This window comes from Streptomyces sp. NPDC104307, from assembly GCF_055584045.1.
Window position 1 is genome coordinate 1,315,165 of record NZ_JBVJMU010000001.1, and the last position, 17,633, is coordinate 1,332,797.

Genomic DNA, 17,633 nt, shown 5'->3' on the forward strand with positions numbered 1-17,633 from the left:
TCGACGTGTACGCCGGTCCGGACCAGCACACGTGCGAGCTCGGGCTTCATCGCCGTCCTGGCATACACCGACAACCACCCGGTCGGCTACGCGTATGCCAACACCATCGAACACGGGGACCGATACTGGCAGCGCACCAGCCCAACCCCGGCGGAGAAGTACACCGAACACCCGGCCACGGCCCTCAAGGAGATCGGTGTCCGCCCGGCCTGGCGCAAGACCGGCACGGCCCGCCGCATACACGACGCCCTCCTCGCCACCCGCGACGAGCCGTACCTCACGCTCATGGTCAACGGGGCAGCAGGCGACGGAAAGGTCCACGCGCTCTACAGGTCATGGCGCTACGAGGACATCGGCCAGAGCCAGCCGTCACCGGCCTCACCGGTCCTCACCGTGATGATCCGTGACACCACTGAGCCGGAAGACGGTCACCGCAGAAACTGACCTCAGGTCTCAGTCCTCGGAGTCTTGCCCCTGGGGATGTCGTGCTGGCGTCGACGCCTCCTCGAACAAAGGCGACGGCCGCACGCGACCGCATCGCCCTCCACCTTCCTGCCCCAGCGCCAAAATCCTGGAGACAGCCATGGCACGCCCCTATGTCCTGCTGTCAGCAGCAGTATCGATCGACGGCCACCTCGACACCCGTCCGGGCGAGAACCGACTCATGCTGTCCAACAAGGCGGACTTCGATCGCGTCGACTCCGTACGCGCAGGCGTCGACGCCATCCTCGTCGGCGCCGGGACCCTGCGCGCCGACAACCCCCGTCTGCTGGTCAACTCACCACAGCGCAGGGCGGCCCGGCTGGCTTCCGGTCAGTCGGAGTACCCGCTGAAAGTCACCGTCACCGCCACGGGAGACCTCGACCCGAACTGGAAGTTCTGGCACCACGGCGGGGACAAGCTTGTCCTCGCCGCCGGCGAAGCGGCCACCAGCAAGGTCCGCGCCAACCTCGGCGACCTGACTGCGGTCCACACCGTCCCTACCGAGGCCGTATGGCCGGCTGCTCTCGATGCCCTGGGTGACGTATACGGCGTCAAGCGGCTCATGGTGGAAGGCGGTGGCACCGTCCACACCCAACTCCTCTCGGCGGGGCTGGCCGACGAACTGCAGTTGGTGGTCGCCCCGCTACTCGTCGGCCAGCCGGACGCGGTACGCATGCTCGCCTCGGCCGACTATCCAGGCGGCCCCACCGCACGCCTGCGGCTGCTGGAGGCACGCCAGATCGACGACGTGGTACTCCTGAGGTACGCCCCCAAGGACACCTCGACGGAGCCGCGATGAGCACCACGCCCCCCTCACCCGACGCCCCGGGCACAGGCCGCGAGCCGAACGCCGCCGACGGCAGATGGCTCGCCCGCGCCTGCGAACTAGCCACCTTGTGCCCGCCCTCGGAAACCGCGTTCAGCGTGGGCGCGGTGATCGTCGCCGCCGACGGAACCGAGCTCGCCCACGGCTACTCCCGGCAGACGGACCCATACGACCACGCCGAAGAGGCGGCGCTAGCCAAACTGCCGTCCCAAGACCCCCGCCTCACAACAGCCACGATCTACAGTTCCCTGGAACCCTGCGCAAAACGAGCCTCCCGCCCTCGCCCGTGCGCCCAGCTCATCGCAGAGTCCGGCTTGCGGCGCGTAGTCACGGCCTGGACCGAACCGGAGACCTTCGTCCCCGACGCAAACGGAACCGAGACGCTCGAAGCCGCCAGCGTCACAGTCGTGACGATGCCCGAGTACGCGAATGCTGCACAGTCCCCCAATCGGCACCTGCTTTGAGGACCAGTCGTGACAGCACGCCTACTCTGTGCGGCTGATTCTCATCTGATTCCTGCGGTCAACTGCGCTGTACGAGTGGTCGGAATCAGTAGGTCCGGAGCCGCCGTCATTGACAGGATCGGGTGAGTGAACGCAACTCAAGCCCGAGTGACTGTCCGACAGGCAGTGGACCTCGGCTCACCTACGCTGACGTCGAATTGGCCAGTTGTCACGACCGCTCCCATAAAAGAGGCTTCGTCCTTGTAGGGGTATTTGATAAGGACGTCTTCCGACCTGCGGGGCAGGCTGTGTTTCCGCTGAAGAGGCCGGGCAGTTCAATATGGGGATGAACGATTCTCTGTGGGGTCGGCTCCCGTCCGGGTGCCAGCGGGAGGTAGATCAACTGGTCACTGCGGGACGCCACATCCAGGCTATAGCGCTGATGCGTGAGCGCGCTGGCCTGCCGCGGCCAGATCTCCGTGACTGTGTTGACCTCCTGGAACAACGCGCCAGCGTCCTGCGGGGCTAGGGCCTGTTCGATGGGTCGCGTGACTCGACTTGTGAAGGATCGTTGCGGTCAGCATGGGGCGGGGCGATCATTCTGACGACGAATGGGCTCGGTTGGAGCCGCATTTACCGAGGAATGTGGGCCGGGGTGGGCGCTGGCGATGTCACCGCCGGGTGATCAACGGGACCCTGTTCCGGCAGCGAACTGGCCTGCCATGGCGGGATCTGCCACCCCGCTTCGGGAAATGGCAGACGGTCTACGACCGCCACCGCAGATGGTCAGCCGACGGTACCTGGGAAGGGATCTTGCGGGCCGTCCAGGCAGACGCCGATGCCGACGGCCAGATCGACTGGAGCATGGTCAGCGTGGACTCCACCTCTTGCCGGGCTCATCAGCACTCGGCCGGAGCCCGCTCCCGGCCGCCGAGAGTTCCCGGCAGACGCAGCAAGCCCTCCCGGCATCGACCCGACGAAGCTCTGGGGCGTTCAAAGGGCAGACTGACCTGCAAGATTCATTTGGTTGGTGAGGGCGGGCGCCGCCCGCTCGCCTTCGTCACCACGCCTGGTCAGTGGGGTGACGCCCCGCAGCTGATTCCCGTGCTGGAGGAGATCCGTGTTCCTCGGCCGGAGGGCGGGCACCCGCGCACTCGGCCCGACCACCTTGGGGGCGACAAAGCCTACTCGTCGCGCCGCATCCGTCGATACCTGCGTCGACGCCAGATCAAGCACACCATTCCGGAACCCAGAGACCAGCGGGCTAACCGACAACGCCGCGGCAGCAAGGGTGGCCGGCCGACCGGGTTCGACAGAGACATCTACAGGCGTCGCAATGAAGTGGAGCGAACGATCAACCGGCTCAAGCCCTTCCGCGCGGTCGCGACCCGCTACGACAAGCGAGCCCACGTATTCCATGGCACCGTCGCGGTCGCCTCGATCCGGCTGTGGCTCTACCCCTGAGACGGAGTTGCTCGCTCCCAACACCGCTTACATGAGGGGGCGATTGGACGCCGAGTATTCATCTGCGATGTTGAGGACACTGGCACAGCGCGGACATTCCGCCTGTCCAAAGAGATGGGTGATTCCGTCGGCGAGCACGGCTTTCCCATCACGGACGGCGGTCTCGTGCATCCAACGACCGATTCCGGAGAGCCTCTCGGGGGAGGCCGGCCTCAGGTCGCATCGGTCCACATCGCCCAGGTTCCAGTCCCGGATCGCTGAATAGCGTCCGTACCCGCCGATGGCGATCGTCACCTCCACAGCGCAGTGAGGGCAGGCGACCTGGTAAAAGTCGTCCGAGAAGTCCCCCAGAACCGCACTCCAGTGGTAGTGACCCTCGACCGCGATCAAGTCACGGAAGACCGCGATGTAATCGGTGGGCCCGGACCGCAGATGCCGATCCAGCACCTCACGGAACTCCACGATCGCTTCGGCGCAGCCCGCCAGTAGATCGTCGCAGCCATGGCCCCCTGCCGCGCATCGGACGATCGCCCCAGCCAGCCCACGCGCCCGCGCGCTCCGCGACGCTAGACGCACCAGGCGCGGCAATGCGGCGAAACTGGCTGGGAACACCAGGTCGTGCTCAAGGATCAGCCGATAACCCAGCTCATCCCACACTTCGGCGTCGTCCTCGAGCTCGGCCAGCGCCAGGAGCTCGGGGACGCGACCGACATCCCCGTGGCAGTCGTACATCTGTGCCCAGTTCACCACGTGGGCATTTAACCGCCCCTAGGCCGCAGGAAGCGACTCCTCGTCCATGAACGCCTTGCACGACCCATCGGACAGCCCCTAGGTGGAGGGCCGCCGATGGTGCCGAGGCGATCAGGCGTAGCGCCAGTTCGAGGTGGTTTCGTGGGTGAGTCGTCGGCTCATGAGGTCGCCCATGGCCACCTTGATCTTGGCTTCGGAGCGGTGGGGGTGGGTTTCGTAGTCGCGGGCGAGGCGGCGGGTGGTGCATGAGCCAGCCGAAGGTTCACTCGACGACCCAGCGTCGCGGAATCACCTGTCCAGGCCCTTCCATCTTCGCTCAGCCCGCCATGTCGTCAGAGTTGGCTCCAGCAGTTTTCAACGGGCAGCGGTGCCGGTCCACGATTCCCTCCACGATCTTCATCAGGCGGTCTCCCGTCTGATCGATGCTTCCGTTCTGCGTGCTGACCTGCGCCCCTTCGAGCACGAAGGTGATCTCGGCCGTGGCCTGTTCGGGGTCGGGCATCTGGGCTTCGGTGCACATGCCGATCAGCCTGCGGGCCTGGTGGGCCTTGTGCTCCTCGATCACTTGCCGTGCCGGATGAAGGCGGTCGGGCAGTTCGGCGAGGGAGTTGATGAACGGGCAGCCCCTGTACGAGATCGCCGGCAGCCCCTCGGCGATGAAGCGGGCCAGGCCCAGAATCTGCTCCTCGGGCCGGCCGGGGTATTCGGACTCCACGCGGTCGAAGGCCGCCTGATAGTCCGCGGCGACGATCCGCAGCCACTCCGCGACCAGTGCGTCTTTGGTCTCGAAGTGCCGGTAGATCGCCATTTTGGTGGTCTCGGCCTTGTCGGCGATCGCCTGGACCCCCACCTGCCGGATCCCTTCCCTCTGGAAGAGCTCTTCGGCCGCGTCGAGAATGCGCTCACGGGGCGGCAGCTTCGCCACTCTGCTCGGCCTGCTGAGGGTCGATGCCATGACTGCTCCGTCGCTCCCATCGTGAGGTTCACACACCCCTACGGTACCAGCAGGACCCATGCGATACCGTACGGTATCGTTCGACACCAAGCGGTATTGATCTTGTCAGGGAGTGACAGTGAAAGTCTCGGAATACGTGAGCTTCGACGCGGTCGGGCTGGCGGAGCTGGTGGCCAAGGGCGAGGTGCTCCCCGCCGAACTGGAGGCAGCAGCCCGGGAGGCTGTACAGACTGTCGATCCGCGGATCAACGCCGTCGTGGAGACCTGGGAAACCGACGATGAACCTGTCGCAGGCAGCGCACCACTGGCCGGCGTTCCTTTTCTGATCAAGGACATCGCGGTGGCCATGGCCGGGAGGCGGATGGAGCTGGGAAGCCGTCTGGCGGCCGGCAACGTCGCCGGCGCCGACTCCTCGCTGATGCAGCGCTTCCGGCGCGCGGGCCTCGTGACGTTCGGGCGCACCGCGACACCGGAGATGGCCTACGGCATCTCGACGGAATCAGCTTTGTACGGCGCGACCCGCAACCCGTGGGACCTGGAGCGCAGCGCGGGCGGATCCAGTGGAGGCGCGGCCGCCGCTGTCGCCGCCGGGGTGGTCCCGGTCGCCCATGGCACCGACGCCGCCGGATCGCTGCGGATCCCCGCCGCCTACAACGGCCTCTTCGGGATCAAGCCCACCCGTGGCCGGGTCTCCATGGGGCCCGACGTGGATGAGGTCTTCAACGGCCTGGCCGTGCACGGCAGCGTCAGCCGGACCGTACGCGACAGTGCGGTACTGCTCGACCAGATGCGCGGCCGGGAATCGGGCGACCCCTACTTCGCCCAGCAGCCGTCAAGGCCGTACGCGGAGGAGGTCATCCGTGATCCGGGCTCGTTGCGGATCGGTGTTCTCACCCAGGCGTGGGGCGGACGCCGTACTGCCGCACCGGTGACCGACGCGCTCTCCCGCACCGTGCGGTTGCTTGAGTCCCTCGGCCACCAGGTGGAGGAGGCCGAGGTCGATCTCGGCGCCGACTGGGAGGAGTTCGTCCTGGCCACCGCCCGGCTCATGACGGTGAACCTCACCACCTTGGTCGACGGGCTGGCCGCCGCCTTCGACCGCCCCGTCGACTCCTCGACCCTTGAGCCGGCCACCCTCGCCGGCTACCACTACGGGCAGCGGGTCGGCGGCGCGCAATTCCTCACCGCTCTCGCGATGCGGAACCGGGTGGCCCGGAGCCTGGGACGGTACTTCGACGCGTACGACGTCCTCCTCACGCCGACCCTGCCGGAGCCTCCCGTGCTTCTGGGCACCCATACCGAGGGTGCGGAGACACTGGACGGCCTCGGCTGGATCGAGCGCATCAACGACCTGTCGCCGTTCACCATGCCGTTCAACGTGGCGGGCACGCCCGCCATGTCCGTACCCTTGACGGCCGACGCCGGGACGGGGCTCCCGGTAGGCATGCAGTTCGCCGCCGGATACGGCCTTGAAAGCCGGCTCTTCCGCCTCGCCGGCCAACTCGAACAGGCAAGTCCGTGGTCAGGCCGAACTCCCACGGTATGGGCAGGGAACCACGCAGGTCGCCGCTTCAGCGAGGCCGGCCAGACCAAATGAGATGACTTCTAACTCTGGTCCCCGCTGTCACTGCGGGAATGTTGCGTCACCGCCCATGCTCCGATGGCCGCGATGACGATACCCGAGACCGCGGACACAACCGCCAATTGGACTCGCTCGGAGACGTTCTCCATCTTCAAACGAACCTCCCCAAGGGCAAGTTCGAAGCTGCTGGCCGGAGTGGGGGCCGGTTCGTCGGCGCTCATGCTGTGGGACATGGGGGCCAGAAGACAGGCTCGCAGCCCGCTCGTCAAACCGCCGAGCGTGTCACCGCGACGTGAGCCACGCGGCGAGACCGCTTCCCGTGGCGGTGGTGAGGGCTGCCACTAACCATCCGGGGACTCGCTGAATCGTCAGGCTGAGTCCGCCAATTCGGATTTCAAGCTGGGGACGCGTGTGGCACCGGTGCTCGTACGGGGCGGGCATGGGTGTCCTCCATGGCTTCGCTGTCGTGATGTGCTGATGGGACATCTCACCCGACGAGGAGGGCGGCGGTCTAGGCGGTCCACCCTGGCGCGGCCTGGCGAATTTCTCACTACCTGCTCCGTCACGGTTACTGAAGAGTACAAACATCGAGCTGGACCGTTCGCAGGTTCCTCTTCACAGTTGCGTTTGCCGGCCTGGAGGTGCCCCCATGCCCCGCAGACCCCGCCCCCGCGCTCCGTCCCCAGGTGCCCGACAGGCTCGGTTTCTGCCGGGCACAAGCCGAAGGGCACCCCACGGATCTCCGTAGGGTGCCCTTCGGGAACAGGTCCGCAGACCCGACGAACTCAGGCCTCCACGTACGGCCGGATCGCCGTAGGCGCATGCCCCGGCTCCGAGGCCACGTCCTCGAACTCGTTCACCGACGCGATGTCCGTACCGCTCATCGCGATGTTCGTGATCCGCTCCAGGATCGCCTCGACCACCACCGGGACGCGGAACTCCGCCGCCAGCTTCTTGGCCTCCTCGAAGGCCGGCAGCAGCTGGTCCGGTTCGGTGACGCGGATGGCCTTGCAGCCGAGGCCCTCGACGACCTTGACGTGGTCGACGCCGTAGGCGCCCAGCTCCGGCGAGTTGAGGTTCTCGAACTCCAGGTTGACCTGGAAGTCGATGTCGAAGTTGCGCTGCGCCTGGCGGATCAGGCCGAGGTAGGAGTTGTTGACCAGCACGTGCACGTACGGGATGTGGTGCTGCGCGCCGACCGCGAGCTCCTCCAGCATGAACTGGAAGTCGTAGTCGCCGGAGAGCGCGACGACCGAGCCCTCGGGGTCGGCGGTCGCGACGCCAAGGGCGGCGGGGATGGTCCAGCCGAGGGGGCCCGCCTGGCCGCAGTTGATCCAGTGGCGCGGGCGGTAGACGTGGAGCATCTGGGCGCCGGCGATCTGGGAGAGGCCGATCGTGGTGACGTACCGGGTCTCCGGGCCGAAGGCGCGGTTCATCTCCTCGTACACGCGCTGCGGCTTCAGCGGCACGTTGTCGAAGTGCGTACGGCGCTGGAGGTTCGCACGGCGCTCCTGGGTGGACGCGGCCCACTGCGAGCGGTCCTTGAGCTTGCCGGCCGCCTTCAGCTCGCGGGCCACCTCGACGAACAGCTCCAGTGCCGCCTTGGCGTCGGAGGCGATGCCGAGGTCGGGGGCGAAGATCTTGCCCAGCTGGGTGGGCTCGATGTCGACGTGGACGAACTTCCGGCCCTCGGTGTAGACGTCCAGCTTGCCGGTGTGGCGGTTGGCCCAGCGGTTGCCGATGCCGAGGACGAAGTCGGACTCCAGGAAGTTCGCGTTGCCGTAGCGGTGCGAGGTCTGGAGGCCGACCATGCCGGCGTTCAGCTCGTGGTCGTCGGGGAGGATGCCCCAGCCCATCAGGGTCGGGACGACCGGGACGCCGGTCAGTTCCGCGAACTCCACCAGGAGTTCGGACGCGTCGGCGTTGATGATGCCGCCGCCCGCGACGAGCAGCGGGCGCTCGGACGCGTTCAGCATCTCGACCGCGCGCTCGATCTGCTTGCGCGAGGCGGCGGGCTTGTGCACCGGCAGCGGCTCGTAGAGGTCGGGGTCGAACTCGATCTCGGTGAGCTGGACGTCGATCGGCAGGTCGATGAGGACCGGGCCGGGGCGGCCGGTGCGCATCAGGTGGAAGGCCTGCTGGAAGACGCCGGGGACCTGCGCGGCCTCCAGGACGGTGGTGGCCGCCTTGGTGACCGGCTTCGCGATCGAGGCGATGTCGACCGCCTGGAAGTCCTCCTTGTGGAGGACGGCGGTCGGGGCCTGGCCGGTGATGCACAGGATCGGGATCGAGTCGGCGATGGCGGAGTAGAGGCCGGTGATCATGTCGGTGCCGGCGGGTCCCGACGTGCCGATGCAGACGCCGATGTTCCCCGCGTGGGCCCGGGTGTAGCCCTCCGCCATGTGGGAGGCGCCCTCGACGTGGCGGGCGAGCGTGTGATGAACCCCGCCGGAGGCCTTGAGGGCCGCGTAGAAGGGGTTGATCGCCGCGCCCGGCACACCGAACGCGTTGCTGACGCCTTCGCGCTTGAGGATCTCAACTGCCGCTCGGGCAGCGGTCATTCGAGGCATTGAGTGCTCCTGCTCGGACCTGGGTGGAGTCGGGCTCTGTCGCGCCACCTGAGAGCACCAATTCCGTATTACGGAAGTTTGATTCTGCTATACGGAAGCAAATCTAAAGTGCGGCCGGACAGCCGTCAAGAGAGGCGGTCGCCCACGGGCCGGCAGAAGCGTTTCCTCGAAGTGGCTCAACTCCCTCCCCCGGACCTCGCTCTTGGTGGAGCATGGGGGTACGGAGCGGAGTCGGCCCGGAATCCCGGCCGCCCGCGGTCCGTGCGGGGAGGGAGGCCATGGTGGAGTCTGTGCCGGTACGGTGCCCGGCCTGCCGCCGCGACCACGTGTACGTCACTGCCGCCTACCCCTGCCCGTGCGGCGCCCCGACCGCCCCGCCCCTGCTGCGCGGCGCCTCCGTCACGGCGATCACCCACCGCACCTGGAACGACGACTGGGTCACGGTGCGCTGCCGCGCCTGCGGGCGGCACGACCAGTGGCCGCAGCCCGAGCTGTGCTGCCCGTGCGGGGCGGTGCTGCGGATACCGGTCCGCCCGGTGGCGTCCCTGGGCCGCGCGCCGGACGGCGGCCCCCACCGGGCGGACCGGCCGGTGCGGCCGTCCCATATTCCACTGCCGCGTACGGCCTCCGCCCCCAGACCGGCGTTCCGGCCGCTGACGATCCGTACCGCGCGCGACGCGGTCGGCGCCGCCGCGCTGTACCTGAAGTGGCTCGGCTACCGCGAGGTCGTCCAGCCCGCGGAACGCCCCTCGTCCCGGATCGACCTGCGGGCGGCGGGGCTGATCGCCCAGGTCGACTCCACCACCCGGACGACCGCGCTGCGTGATGTCGAGTGTCTGTGGCTCAACGCGCTGAACACCTCGGTCTCCGCGGTCTTCTTCTCGCTCGCCGGATACGCGCCGGACGCCAGGGAGCGCGCGGACGGGCTGACCATCCCGCTCTTCGTCATGGACCTCACCGGAACCCCGCAGCCGGTGAACAGCCCGGCGGACGAACTCGTCAGCACGGGGGCCTGAGCGCCGTCCGGGGCGGGGACGAGTCACACTGGGGTATGCGCATCCGCCCTGCCCGCCGCCCGGACCTCCCGCTGCTCCAGGACATCGAGCGTGCCGCGGGAGAGCCCTTCAGGGCCCTCGGCATGTCCGGCGTGGCCGACGACGAGCCGCCGCCCCTGGACGTTCTGGACGAGTACCGGCGGGCCGGCCGCGCCTGGGTCACCGTCGGCGCCGACGACCGGCCGCTGGGCTATCTCGTCGCGGATCCGGTCGACGGCGCCGGCCATATCGAGCAGGTTTCGGTCCACCCGGCAGCCGCCCGGCGGGGGTTGGGCGGCGCCCTTATCAGCCACGCGGAGGACTGGGCGGCGGCCGAGGGGCTGGCCGCGCTCACGCTCACCACGTTCTCCCACGTCCCGTGGAACGCGCCGTACTACGCCCGGCTCGGCTTCCGCGTACTGACGGACGCCGAACTCACCGACGGGCTGCGCAAGATCCGGGCGGAGGAGGCGGAGCACGGGCTGGACCGGTGGCCGCGGGTCTGCATGCGCCGCGACGTGCCGCACCTCACAGAAATCAACCGGCCACAGTGAGTGCTATCGGTCACGTTCGAGCCAGGGGCCACAGATGTTCGGCCGGTTGTCGGTGGCGGGCCTTACAGTGGGGCGCATGGCTTTAACTCCACGGCATTCTCCACCCAATGCGCCGGCGCACGCCCCGCAGCCCGCATACCTCGCCCAGCCGTCCCACCCCGCCGCCGTCGAGGCGAACGAGGCGATCCGCGCGCTCGTCGACGCCCGCGCCGGGCAGGACTGGTCCTCCGTGGAGTCCGCCGCGTACGAGGTGCTTCTGATCGAGTGGGCTGCCGCCACACAGTCCGCCGCCGCGGGCGACATCATCGAAGCCGCCTGATGGCGTCGGGTTTCTAGGGCCTGGCGTAGTTCTCCCGCAGTTCGATCTTCCGGACCTTCCCGCTGACCGTCATCGGGAAGGCATCGAGGATCTCCAGCAGTCGCGGCACCTTGTAGTGCGCCAGCTGTCCTCGGCAGAACGCCGCCACCTCCTCCAGGGCCGGCGGGTCCGCCGGGTCCACGGGAATGACGCAGGCCAGGATCTCCTCGCCGTACCGCTCGTCCGGCACCCCCACGACCTGCACATCCGCGATCTTCGGGTGCCCGTAGAGGAATTCCTCGATCTCGCGCGGATAGACGTTCTCGCCACCGCGGATGATCATGTCCTTGATCCGGCCGACGATCTGTACGTAGCCGTCCTCGCGCATCACCGCGAGGTCCCCGGTGTGCATCCAGCGCCCCGCGTCGATCACTTCGGCGGTCCGCTCCGGCTGCTCCCAGTAGCCGAGCATCACGCTGTAGCCCCGGGTGCAGAGTTCACCCGAGACACCGCGCTCCAGCGTCACGCCGGTCGCCGGGTCGATGACCTTGACCTCGATGTGCGGCATCACGCGGCCGACGGTGCCGGTGCGGCGCTCCAGGTCGTCGTCGCGGCGGGTCTGCAGGGAGACCGGTGAGGTCTCCGTCATCCCGTAGCAGATGGACACCTCGTCCATGTGCATCTCCGCGACGACCCGCTTCATCACCTCGACCGGGCAGGGAGATCCGGCCATGATGCCGGTGCGCAGCGAGGAGAGGTCGTAGGAGGCGAAGCCGGGGAGGTTGAGCTCCGCGATGAACATCGTGGGGACGCCGTAGAGCGAGGTGCAGCGCTCCTGCTGGACCGCGGCGAGCACGGCGGCGGGCTCGAAGGCGGGGGCCGGGATCACGATGCAGGCGCCGTGCGAGGTGGCGCCGAGGTTGCCCATGACCATGCCGAAGCAGTGGTAGAAGGGCACCGGCAGACAGACCCGGTCCTGTTCGGTGTAGGCGACCAACTCCCCTACGAAGTAGCCGTTGTTGAGGATATTGTGATGGGAGAGGGTGGCCCCCTTGGGGAAGCCCGTGGTGCCGGAGGTGTACTGGATGTTGATCGGGTCGTCGCAGGACAACTCGGCCTCGCGTACGGCGAGTTCATCCGGCGTGACTGATCCGGCGGCCGCCGTCAGCTCGTCCCAGCTGGGGTCGCCGATGTAGTGCACGGCGCGCAGCGCGGGGCAGTTCGCCCGGACCTCCTCGACCAGCGCCCGGTAGTCGCTGGTGCGGTGCGAGAGCGTGGCGGCCAGGAGCGAGATGCCGGACTGTTTCAGCACGTACTCCAGCTCGTGCGCCCGGTACGCGGGGTTGATGTTGACCATGATGGCGCCGATGCGGGCGGTGGCGTACTGGACGAGCACCCACTCGGGGCAGTTGAGCGCCCAGATGCCGACCCGGTCGCCCTTGGCCACCCCCGACGCCATCAGCGCGCGGGCCAGCTCCTCGACGTCCCGGCCGAATTCGGCGTACGTCCAGCGCCGCCCGGAGGCCACGTCGACCAGCGCCTCCCGCTCGCCGTACGCCTTGATCGTCCGGTCGAGGCCGCGTCCGATGGTGTCGCCCAGCAGGGCGGTCTCGCCGGTGCCGTGGGCGTAGGACGGCTCGGTCATGTCAGGTCCCCCTCGACGTACTCGGCGCCCGTGCCCCGGGCCGTGGCCTCACGCAGTTCGATCCGGCGGATCTTGCCGGAGACGGTCTTGGGCAGCTCGGCGAACTCCAGCCGGCGGATCCGCTTGTACGGGGCGAGGACCGCGCGCGAGTGGGCGAAGAGCACCTTGGCCGTGTCGGGTCCGGGCTCCCAGCCCTCGGCCAGCACGACGTACGCCTTCGGGACGGCGAGCCGGAGCGGGTCGGGGGCCGGTACGACCGCCGCCTCCGCGACGGCCTCGTGCTCCAGCAGGGCGCTCTCCAGCTCGAACGGCGAGATCTTGTAGTCGGAGGCCTTGAAGACGTCGTCCGCGCGGCCGACGTAGGTGATGTAGCCGTCCTCGTCGCGCGAGCCGATGTCCCCGGTGCGGTAGTAGCCGCCCGCCATGGCCTCCGCGGTGCGGTCCGGGTCGCCGTGGTAGCCGGTCATCAGGCCGACCGGGTGGGCCGAGAGATCGAGGGAGATCTCGCCCTCGACGGCGCCGGGCTCCCCGCTGACCGGGTCCAGCAGCACCACCTCGAAGCCGGGGCTCGGGCGCCCCATCGAGCCGGCCTTCAGCTTCTGGCCGGGGGTGTTGGCGACCTGGACGGCCGTCTCCGTCTGACCGAATCCGTCCCGGATGGTGACGCCCCACGCGCGCCGGACCGACTCGATGACCTCCGGGTTGAGCGGTTCGCCGGCCGCGACGACCTCGCGGGGCGGGGTCTTCAGCTGGGAGAGGTCGGCCTGGATGAGCATCCGCCAGACGGTCGGCGGCGCGCAGAAGCTGGTGATCCGCGAGCGGTCCATCTCCGCCATCAGCCGGGCCGCGTCGAAGCGGGTGTAGTTGAAGATGAAGACGGTCGCCTCCGCGGTCCACGGCGCGAAGAGGTTGGACCAGGCGTGCTTGGCCCAGCCCGGCGAGGAGATGTTGAGGTGGACGTCGCCGGGCTGCAGCCCGATCCAGTACATCGTCGAGAGATGGCCCACGGGGTAGGACACGTGGGTGTGCTCGACGAGCTTGGGGCTGGCGGTCGTGCCCGAGGTGAAGTAGAGCATCAGCGGTTCGTCGGCGTCGGTCTCCCGGTCCGCCGTGAAGGTCTCCGGCGCTTCGTCGGCCCCGGTGTAGGAGACCCAGCCCTCGGTGTCCGCGCCCACGACGATCCGGCTGTAGCGGCCGGGCACCTCGTCGAACTTGGCGGTGTCGGCGTCCCGGACCAGCACGTGGCGGACCCGGCCGCGCTCGACCCGGTCGCGCAGGTCGGCCGGGCCCAGCAGCGGGGTCGCGGGGATGACGACGGCGCGCAGCTTCATCGCGGCGAGCGCGGTCTCCCACAGCTCCACCTGGTTGCCGAGCATGACCAGGATGCGGTCGCCCTCCCGGACGCCCTGGGCGCGCAGCCAGTTCGCGGCCTGGTTGGAGCGGGCGGACATCCTGGCGAAGGACATCTCGGTGCGGCCGCCGTCCTCCTCCACGATGTGCAGGGCGGTGCGGTCGTTGTCCCGGGCGATGACGTCGAACCAGTCCAGCGCCCAGTTGAAGTGGTCGCTGCGGGGCCAGCGGAAGCCCTCGTAGGCCGCGGTGTAGTCCTCGCGGTGTCGCAGCAGGAAGTCCCGGGCGGCCCGGAACGTCTCCGTCGCACTGGTGGCCGACATGTGCCCTCCTCATTGCGGACCGGACCGGTCACTTAACATCATGTAAACAGTGACCCAGGTCTCACCACCCCCGAACGGGGGTACGGGGGTGCGGGAGGGCGATGCCGCGTCCCCCGGAGCCGGGCAGAGAGGCGGCGACGTGCCGGAATCCGTCGATGCGGTGGAGATGCAGGCCGCGCTGTTGCGGCTGCGCCGGACGAGCGGGCTCCCCGTGGCGTTCGGCGGACTGCTCTCCGACACCCGCCATGCCAGGATCGCCGAGCTGAACGGGGCGCACACCGCGGCGCTGCGCGGGCTGGTGATCTCGGCCGGCAGCGGCCTGGGCGGCAAGGCGATCGCCCTGTCCCGGCCGTGCGCGGTGACCGACTACCACTCCTCGCGCCACATCAGCCACGAGTACGACATGGCCGTGGCGGCGGAGGGCCTGCGCTCGGTCGTCGCGGTACCCGTCGTCGTACGGCGCAAGGTGCGCGGCGTGCTGTACGGGGCGCTGCGCGAGCCCCTCACCCTCGGGGACCGCACGTTCGACGCGGCGGTGGCGGCGGCCCGCGACGTGGAGCAGGCGCTGGCCGTCCGGGACGAGGTGCAGCAGCTGCTCGCGGTGACCCGCGAGCAGGTGACCGATCCGCGGGCCGCCCCGGAGGCCTGGGAGGACGTCAGGTCGGCACACCGGGAACTGCGCGCCCTGGTCCCGAAGGTGCTCGACCCCGCGCTGCGCGACGAGCTGCTCGCGGTGTGCGGGCGGCTCGCCTCCGCGGCCGGTGCGCGGGTGCCGGCGGCCCCGGAGGTGCAGCTCGCGCCACGTGAGCTCGACGTCCTGGCCTGCGTCGCGGCGGGGGCGACGAACGCGGTGGCGGCGGGCCGGCTCGGGCTGCGCCCGGAGACGGTGAAGGGGTATCTGCGCTCCGCGATGCGCAAGCTCGGTGCGCACACCCGGCTGGAGGCGGTCGTCGCGGCCCGGCGCGCGGGGCTGCTGCCGTAACCCGAGCACGCCTGCGCGCCCGCACACCTGACGCAACTCACCCACCTCACGCACCTGACGCAACTCACTCAACTCACGCGCCTGACGCGCCTGACGCACCTCACTCGCCGAAGTCGATGAACGAGGCGAACCTGATGTCGTAGCCGCTGCCGTCCGTGGTCGCCTCCGTCATCACGGAGAGCAGCGCGACCGCCTCCTCCGTAACGGCGTCGCGCCCCGCCGCGCCGAGCGGGCGCAGCTCCTGTACGGTGACGCCGGCCGGTGCGCCGTCCCGGCCGGGGTCCAGCCGCCACAGGGCGGCGAGGAAGCCGTCGAACAGCACGCTCCCGTAGCTCTGGTTCCCCACCCCGTTGCGCCCCTTGAACCGGGGCGGGACGATCCGGGTACGGTCCGCGTGGCCGAGCAGCACGTTGTCGAACTCGGGCAGGAAGCGCGGCGGGGCGGGGGTGTCCGCTGCGGGGCGCGGGGCGTCGGGCAGGTCGAACAACTCGACGCCGTTCTCGTCCCGGAAGGTGAGCAGTCGCGGACGGAGCCGGTCAAAGACCTCCGCCAGCCGGGTCAGCCCGGCCCAGGACTGCATGTCCCGCACCGACGCCGGGCCGAACGCGCCGAGGTAGCGGAGCACGGTGGAGTCGGGCGCGGGGACCGGTTCCGAAGGGCGGGCGAGCCAGTGCTCGACGGTGGTCAGCGCCACCCGGCCGCTCCGGCCCCACACCCCGCGCGGGGTCACCTGGACCAGCGGCAGCACGCAGCGGGCCGCCGTACTCAGGGCCTGCGGATCCGCGTCCGGCCATTCGGTGAGCAGTCGCTCGCGGATCTCCTTCGGAGTGCGGGGCGCCCCCTCGACGAACTCCCGGCTGATGTCCCGGAGCCGGTCCAGGTCCACGCCCACGAGCCGCTTCCGGAAGATCCTCAGCTCCCGGTCACGGGCCTCCTGGACCAGAGGGCGCAGGGTGAGGGCGTCATCCGCGGTGTGGGTGTGGATGGTGGAGCGCAGGGTGACGATGCGGACGGCTTCGCGCGACTCCATCAGCGCGGCGAGTTCGGCCGGGTCGAAGCCCTTCAGCCGGGCCAGCAGCTGGAAGTAGGGCGGCCCGGGGTTCTGCGCCTGGAGGCCGACGAGGTGCCGGATCGCCTCCTCGGCCGTCATATCGGCGCGGCTGAGGAGCAGTTGGCGTTCCAGCGTCGCGCGCCCCAGCGCCCGCGGCGAGAGCACCGCGGGGGCCGGGGCGGAGGTCTTCTTCTTCTCGGCCATGGCGGCACGGTACGCGGCCATCAGGACGGGCTCCGTCCTGATGGCCGCGCCCTGGCGTGGCCCTTCACGCGTCCGCCGGGCCGCCGGGCGCGGGTCCCGGGCACCGACGCCGTCCGCCCGCATCATGGACCGGTGATCAGTGTCCTCTTCGCCATCCTGACCGCGCTCAGCAACGGGTCCGCCTCCGTCCTCCAGCGCCGCGCCGCCCTCGATGTCCCCGACCGGGAGTCGATGCGGTTGTCGCTGATCGGTCATCTGTTGCGCCAGAAGGTGTGGCTCGCGGGGATCGCGCTGGTGATCGTCGCGGCCGTCTGCCAGGCCGTCGCGCTGGCGACCGGGCCGATCGCGGTGGTCCAGCCGATCTTCGTGATCGAGCTGCCGGCGACCCTGCTGCTCGCGGGTTTCGTGATGCGGGTGCGGGTGCCCCGGACCGTCTGGCTGGGGGCGGCCGCCGTCACGGCGGGGCTCGCGCTCGGCATGGCGTCGGCCGCTCCGGGGGGCGGGAGCGAGACGGTGCACGGAGCGGCGTGGGTTCCGGCGCTGATCCTCACCGGCCTCTTCGAGGCGGCGCTGATCGCCGGGGCGCGGGCCACCCGGGGCAACTCCCGGGCCGCGCTGCTCGGCCTGGCCGCCGCCTGCGGGTACGCGCTCACCGCCGCCCTGATGAAGGACGCCATGGCGCGGCTCAGTGACGGCGACGGGGTGGTGGTGCTCTTCGAGTCCTGGCAGCTCTACGCCACGGCCGCGGCGGGCGTCGGCGCCCTGTTCCTGCTCCAGAACGCGCTCCAGGCGGGCACGCTGGTCGCGGTGCAGCCGTGCCTGACGCTGGGCGACGCCCTGATCAGCGTCCTGTACGGGGTGACCCTGTTCGGTGAGGAGCTGCGCGCCGGCTGGTGGCTGCTCCCGGAGCTGCTGGCCCTGGTCCTGATCACCGCGGGCTGCGTCGAACTGGCCCGGTCACCGCTGGCGGCCGGAAACCCGACGCCCCCGCCCCGCGCGCGCCGGGTGGACTGAACACCACCGCACATGCGGGACAGGGACGCCGTCCTCCAGGAACACGCCCCGGCGGCCGGCCGCTTACTCGCTTTACTCGCTCACGGCGAAAAGCACGGCCAGGCC

13 protein-coding genes and 3 pseudogenes are annotated in these 17,633 nt (G+C 69.6%); 9 read left to right on the top strand and 7 right to left on the bottom strand.

The window, feature by feature from the left end:
- Window positions 1–42 precede the first annotated feature (42 nt).
- From ACZ601_RS05380 to ACZ601_RS05390, 3 genes and pseudogenes are all read left to right on the top strand, one after another.
- Window positions 43–444, top strand: a pseudogene (locus ACZ601_RS05380) (GNAT family N-acetyltransferase); the annotation flags it as partial.
- A 139-nt stretch (window positions 445–583) separates the two neighbouring features.
- Window positions 584–1,773 (top strand): annotated as a pseudogene (locus tag ACZ601_RS05385) (dihydrofolate reductase family protein).
- A 561-nt stretch (window positions 1,774–2,334) separates the two neighbouring features.
- Window positions 2,335–3,216, top strand: coding sequence for an IS5 family transposase (locus tag ACZ601_RS05390; protein WP_469533210.1), 882 nt, complete (start codon window positions 2,335–2,337; stop codon window positions 3,214–3,216).
- 27 nt (window positions 3,217–3,243) lie between these two features.
- On the opposite strand, the gene ACZ601_RS05395 is transcribed toward ACZ601_RS05390, so the two are convergent.
- From ACZ601_RS05395 to ACZ601_RS05405, 3 genes and pseudogenes are all read right to left on the bottom strand, one after another.
- Window positions 3,244–3,966 (bottom strand): hypothetical protein, encoded by a 723-nt coding sequence (locus tag ACZ601_RS05395; protein WP_469533213.1) that lies wholly within the window; start codon window positions 3,964–3,966, stop codon window positions 3,244–3,246.
- Between the two features lie 111 nt (window positions 3,967–4,077).
- Window positions 4,078–4,258 (bottom strand): annotated as a pseudogene (locus ACZ601_RS05400) (IS5 family transposase); the annotation flags it as partial.
- A gap of 24 nt (window positions 4,259–4,282) precedes the next feature.
- On the bottom strand, window positions 4,283–4,921 hold the full coding sequence (locus ACZ601_RS05405) for a TetR/AcrR family transcriptional regulator (protein ID WP_469533215.1): 639 nt from the start codon (window positions 4,919–4,921) through the stop codon (window positions 4,283–4,285).
- Window positions 4,922–5,039: 118 nt separating this feature from the next.
- Between ACZ601_RS05405 and ACZ601_RS05410 the strand changes: the two genes are divergently transcribed.
- Entirely contained in the window at window positions 5,040–6,518 is a 1,479-nt protein-coding gene (locus tag ACZ601_RS05410; protein ID WP_469533218.1) for an amidase, read from the top strand.
- A 770-nt stretch (window positions 6,519–7,288) separates the two neighbouring features.
- Here ACZ601_RS05410 and gcl read toward each other — a convergent pair.
- A complete protein-coding gene (gene gcl, locus ACZ601_RS05415) occupies window positions 7,289–9,073 on the bottom strand; it encodes a glyoxylate carboligase (RefSeq protein ID WP_469533221.1) in 1,785 nt (594 codons plus the stop codon).
- 281 nt (window positions 9,074–9,354) lie between these two features.
- Between gcl and ACZ601_RS05420 the strand changes: the two genes are divergently transcribed.
- The 3 genes from ACZ601_RS05420 to ACZ601_RS05430 all read left to right on the top strand — a co-directional run bounded on the left by ACZ601_RS05420 (window position 9,355) and on the right by ACZ601_RS05430 (window position 10,980).
- Complete coding sequence (locus ACZ601_RS05420; RefSeq protein ID WP_469533875.1) at window positions 9,355–10,089, top strand: hypothetical protein; 735 nt, start codon at window positions 9,355–9,357, stop codon at window positions 10,087–10,089.
- A gap of 35 nt (window positions 10,090–10,124) precedes the next feature.
- On the top strand, window positions 10,125–10,661 hold the full coding sequence (locus tag ACZ601_RS05425) for a GNAT family N-acetyltransferase (RefSeq protein ID WP_469533223.1): 537 nt from the start codon (window positions 10,125–10,127) through the stop codon (window positions 10,659–10,661).
- Between the two features lie 76 nt (window positions 10,662–10,737).
- Window positions 10,738–10,980: a hypothetical protein gene (locus tag ACZ601_RS05430; RefSeq protein ID WP_440575499.1), complete on the top strand. Its 243-nt coding sequence runs from the start codon at window positions 10,738–10,740 to the stop codon at window positions 10,978–10,980.
- Window positions 10,981–10,993: 13 nt separating this feature from the next.
- On the opposite strand, the gene ACZ601_RS05435 is transcribed toward ACZ601_RS05430, so the two are convergent.
- Both ACZ601_RS05435 and ACZ601_RS05440 read right to left on the bottom strand, forming a co-directional pair.
- A complete protein-coding gene (locus ACZ601_RS05435; protein ID WP_469533226.1) occupies window positions 10,994–12,604 on the bottom strand; it encodes an AMP-binding protein in 1,611 nt (536 codons plus the stop codon).
- Window positions 12,601–14,277 (bottom strand): AMP-binding protein, encoded by a 1,677-nt coding sequence (locus tag ACZ601_RS05440; protein WP_469533229.1) that lies wholly within the window; start codon window positions 14,275–14,277, stop codon window positions 12,601–12,603. The genes ACZ601_RS05435 and ACZ601_RS05440 overlap by 4 nt, the downstream gene beginning before the upstream one ends.
- A 139-nt stretch (window positions 14,278–14,416) precedes the next feature.
- On the opposite strand from ACZ601_RS05440, the gene ACZ601_RS05445 reads away from it, so the two are divergent.
- Window positions 14,417–15,259: a helix-turn-helix transcriptional regulator gene (locus ACZ601_RS05445; RefSeq protein ID WP_469533231.1), complete on the top strand. Its 843-nt coding sequence runs from the start codon at window positions 14,417–14,419 to the stop codon at window positions 15,257–15,259.
- Between the two features lie 100 nt (window positions 15,260–15,359).
- Here the strand turns inward: ACZ601_RS05445 and ACZ601_RS05450 are convergent, their stop codons facing one another.
- Complete coding sequence (locus ACZ601_RS05450; protein WP_469533878.1) at window positions 15,360–16,514, bottom strand: winged helix DNA-binding domain-containing protein; 1,155 nt, start codon at window positions 16,512–16,514, stop codon at window positions 15,360–15,362.
- 132 nt (window positions 16,515–16,646) lie between these two features.
- On the opposite strand from ACZ601_RS05450, the gene ACZ601_RS05455 reads away from it, so the two are divergent.
- Window positions 16,647–17,528, top strand: coding sequence for a DMT family transporter (locus ACZ601_RS05455; RefSeq protein ID WP_469533233.1), 882 nt, complete (start codon window positions 16,647–16,649; stop codon window positions 17,526–17,528).
- Window positions 17,529–17,633 lie beyond the last annotated feature (105 nt).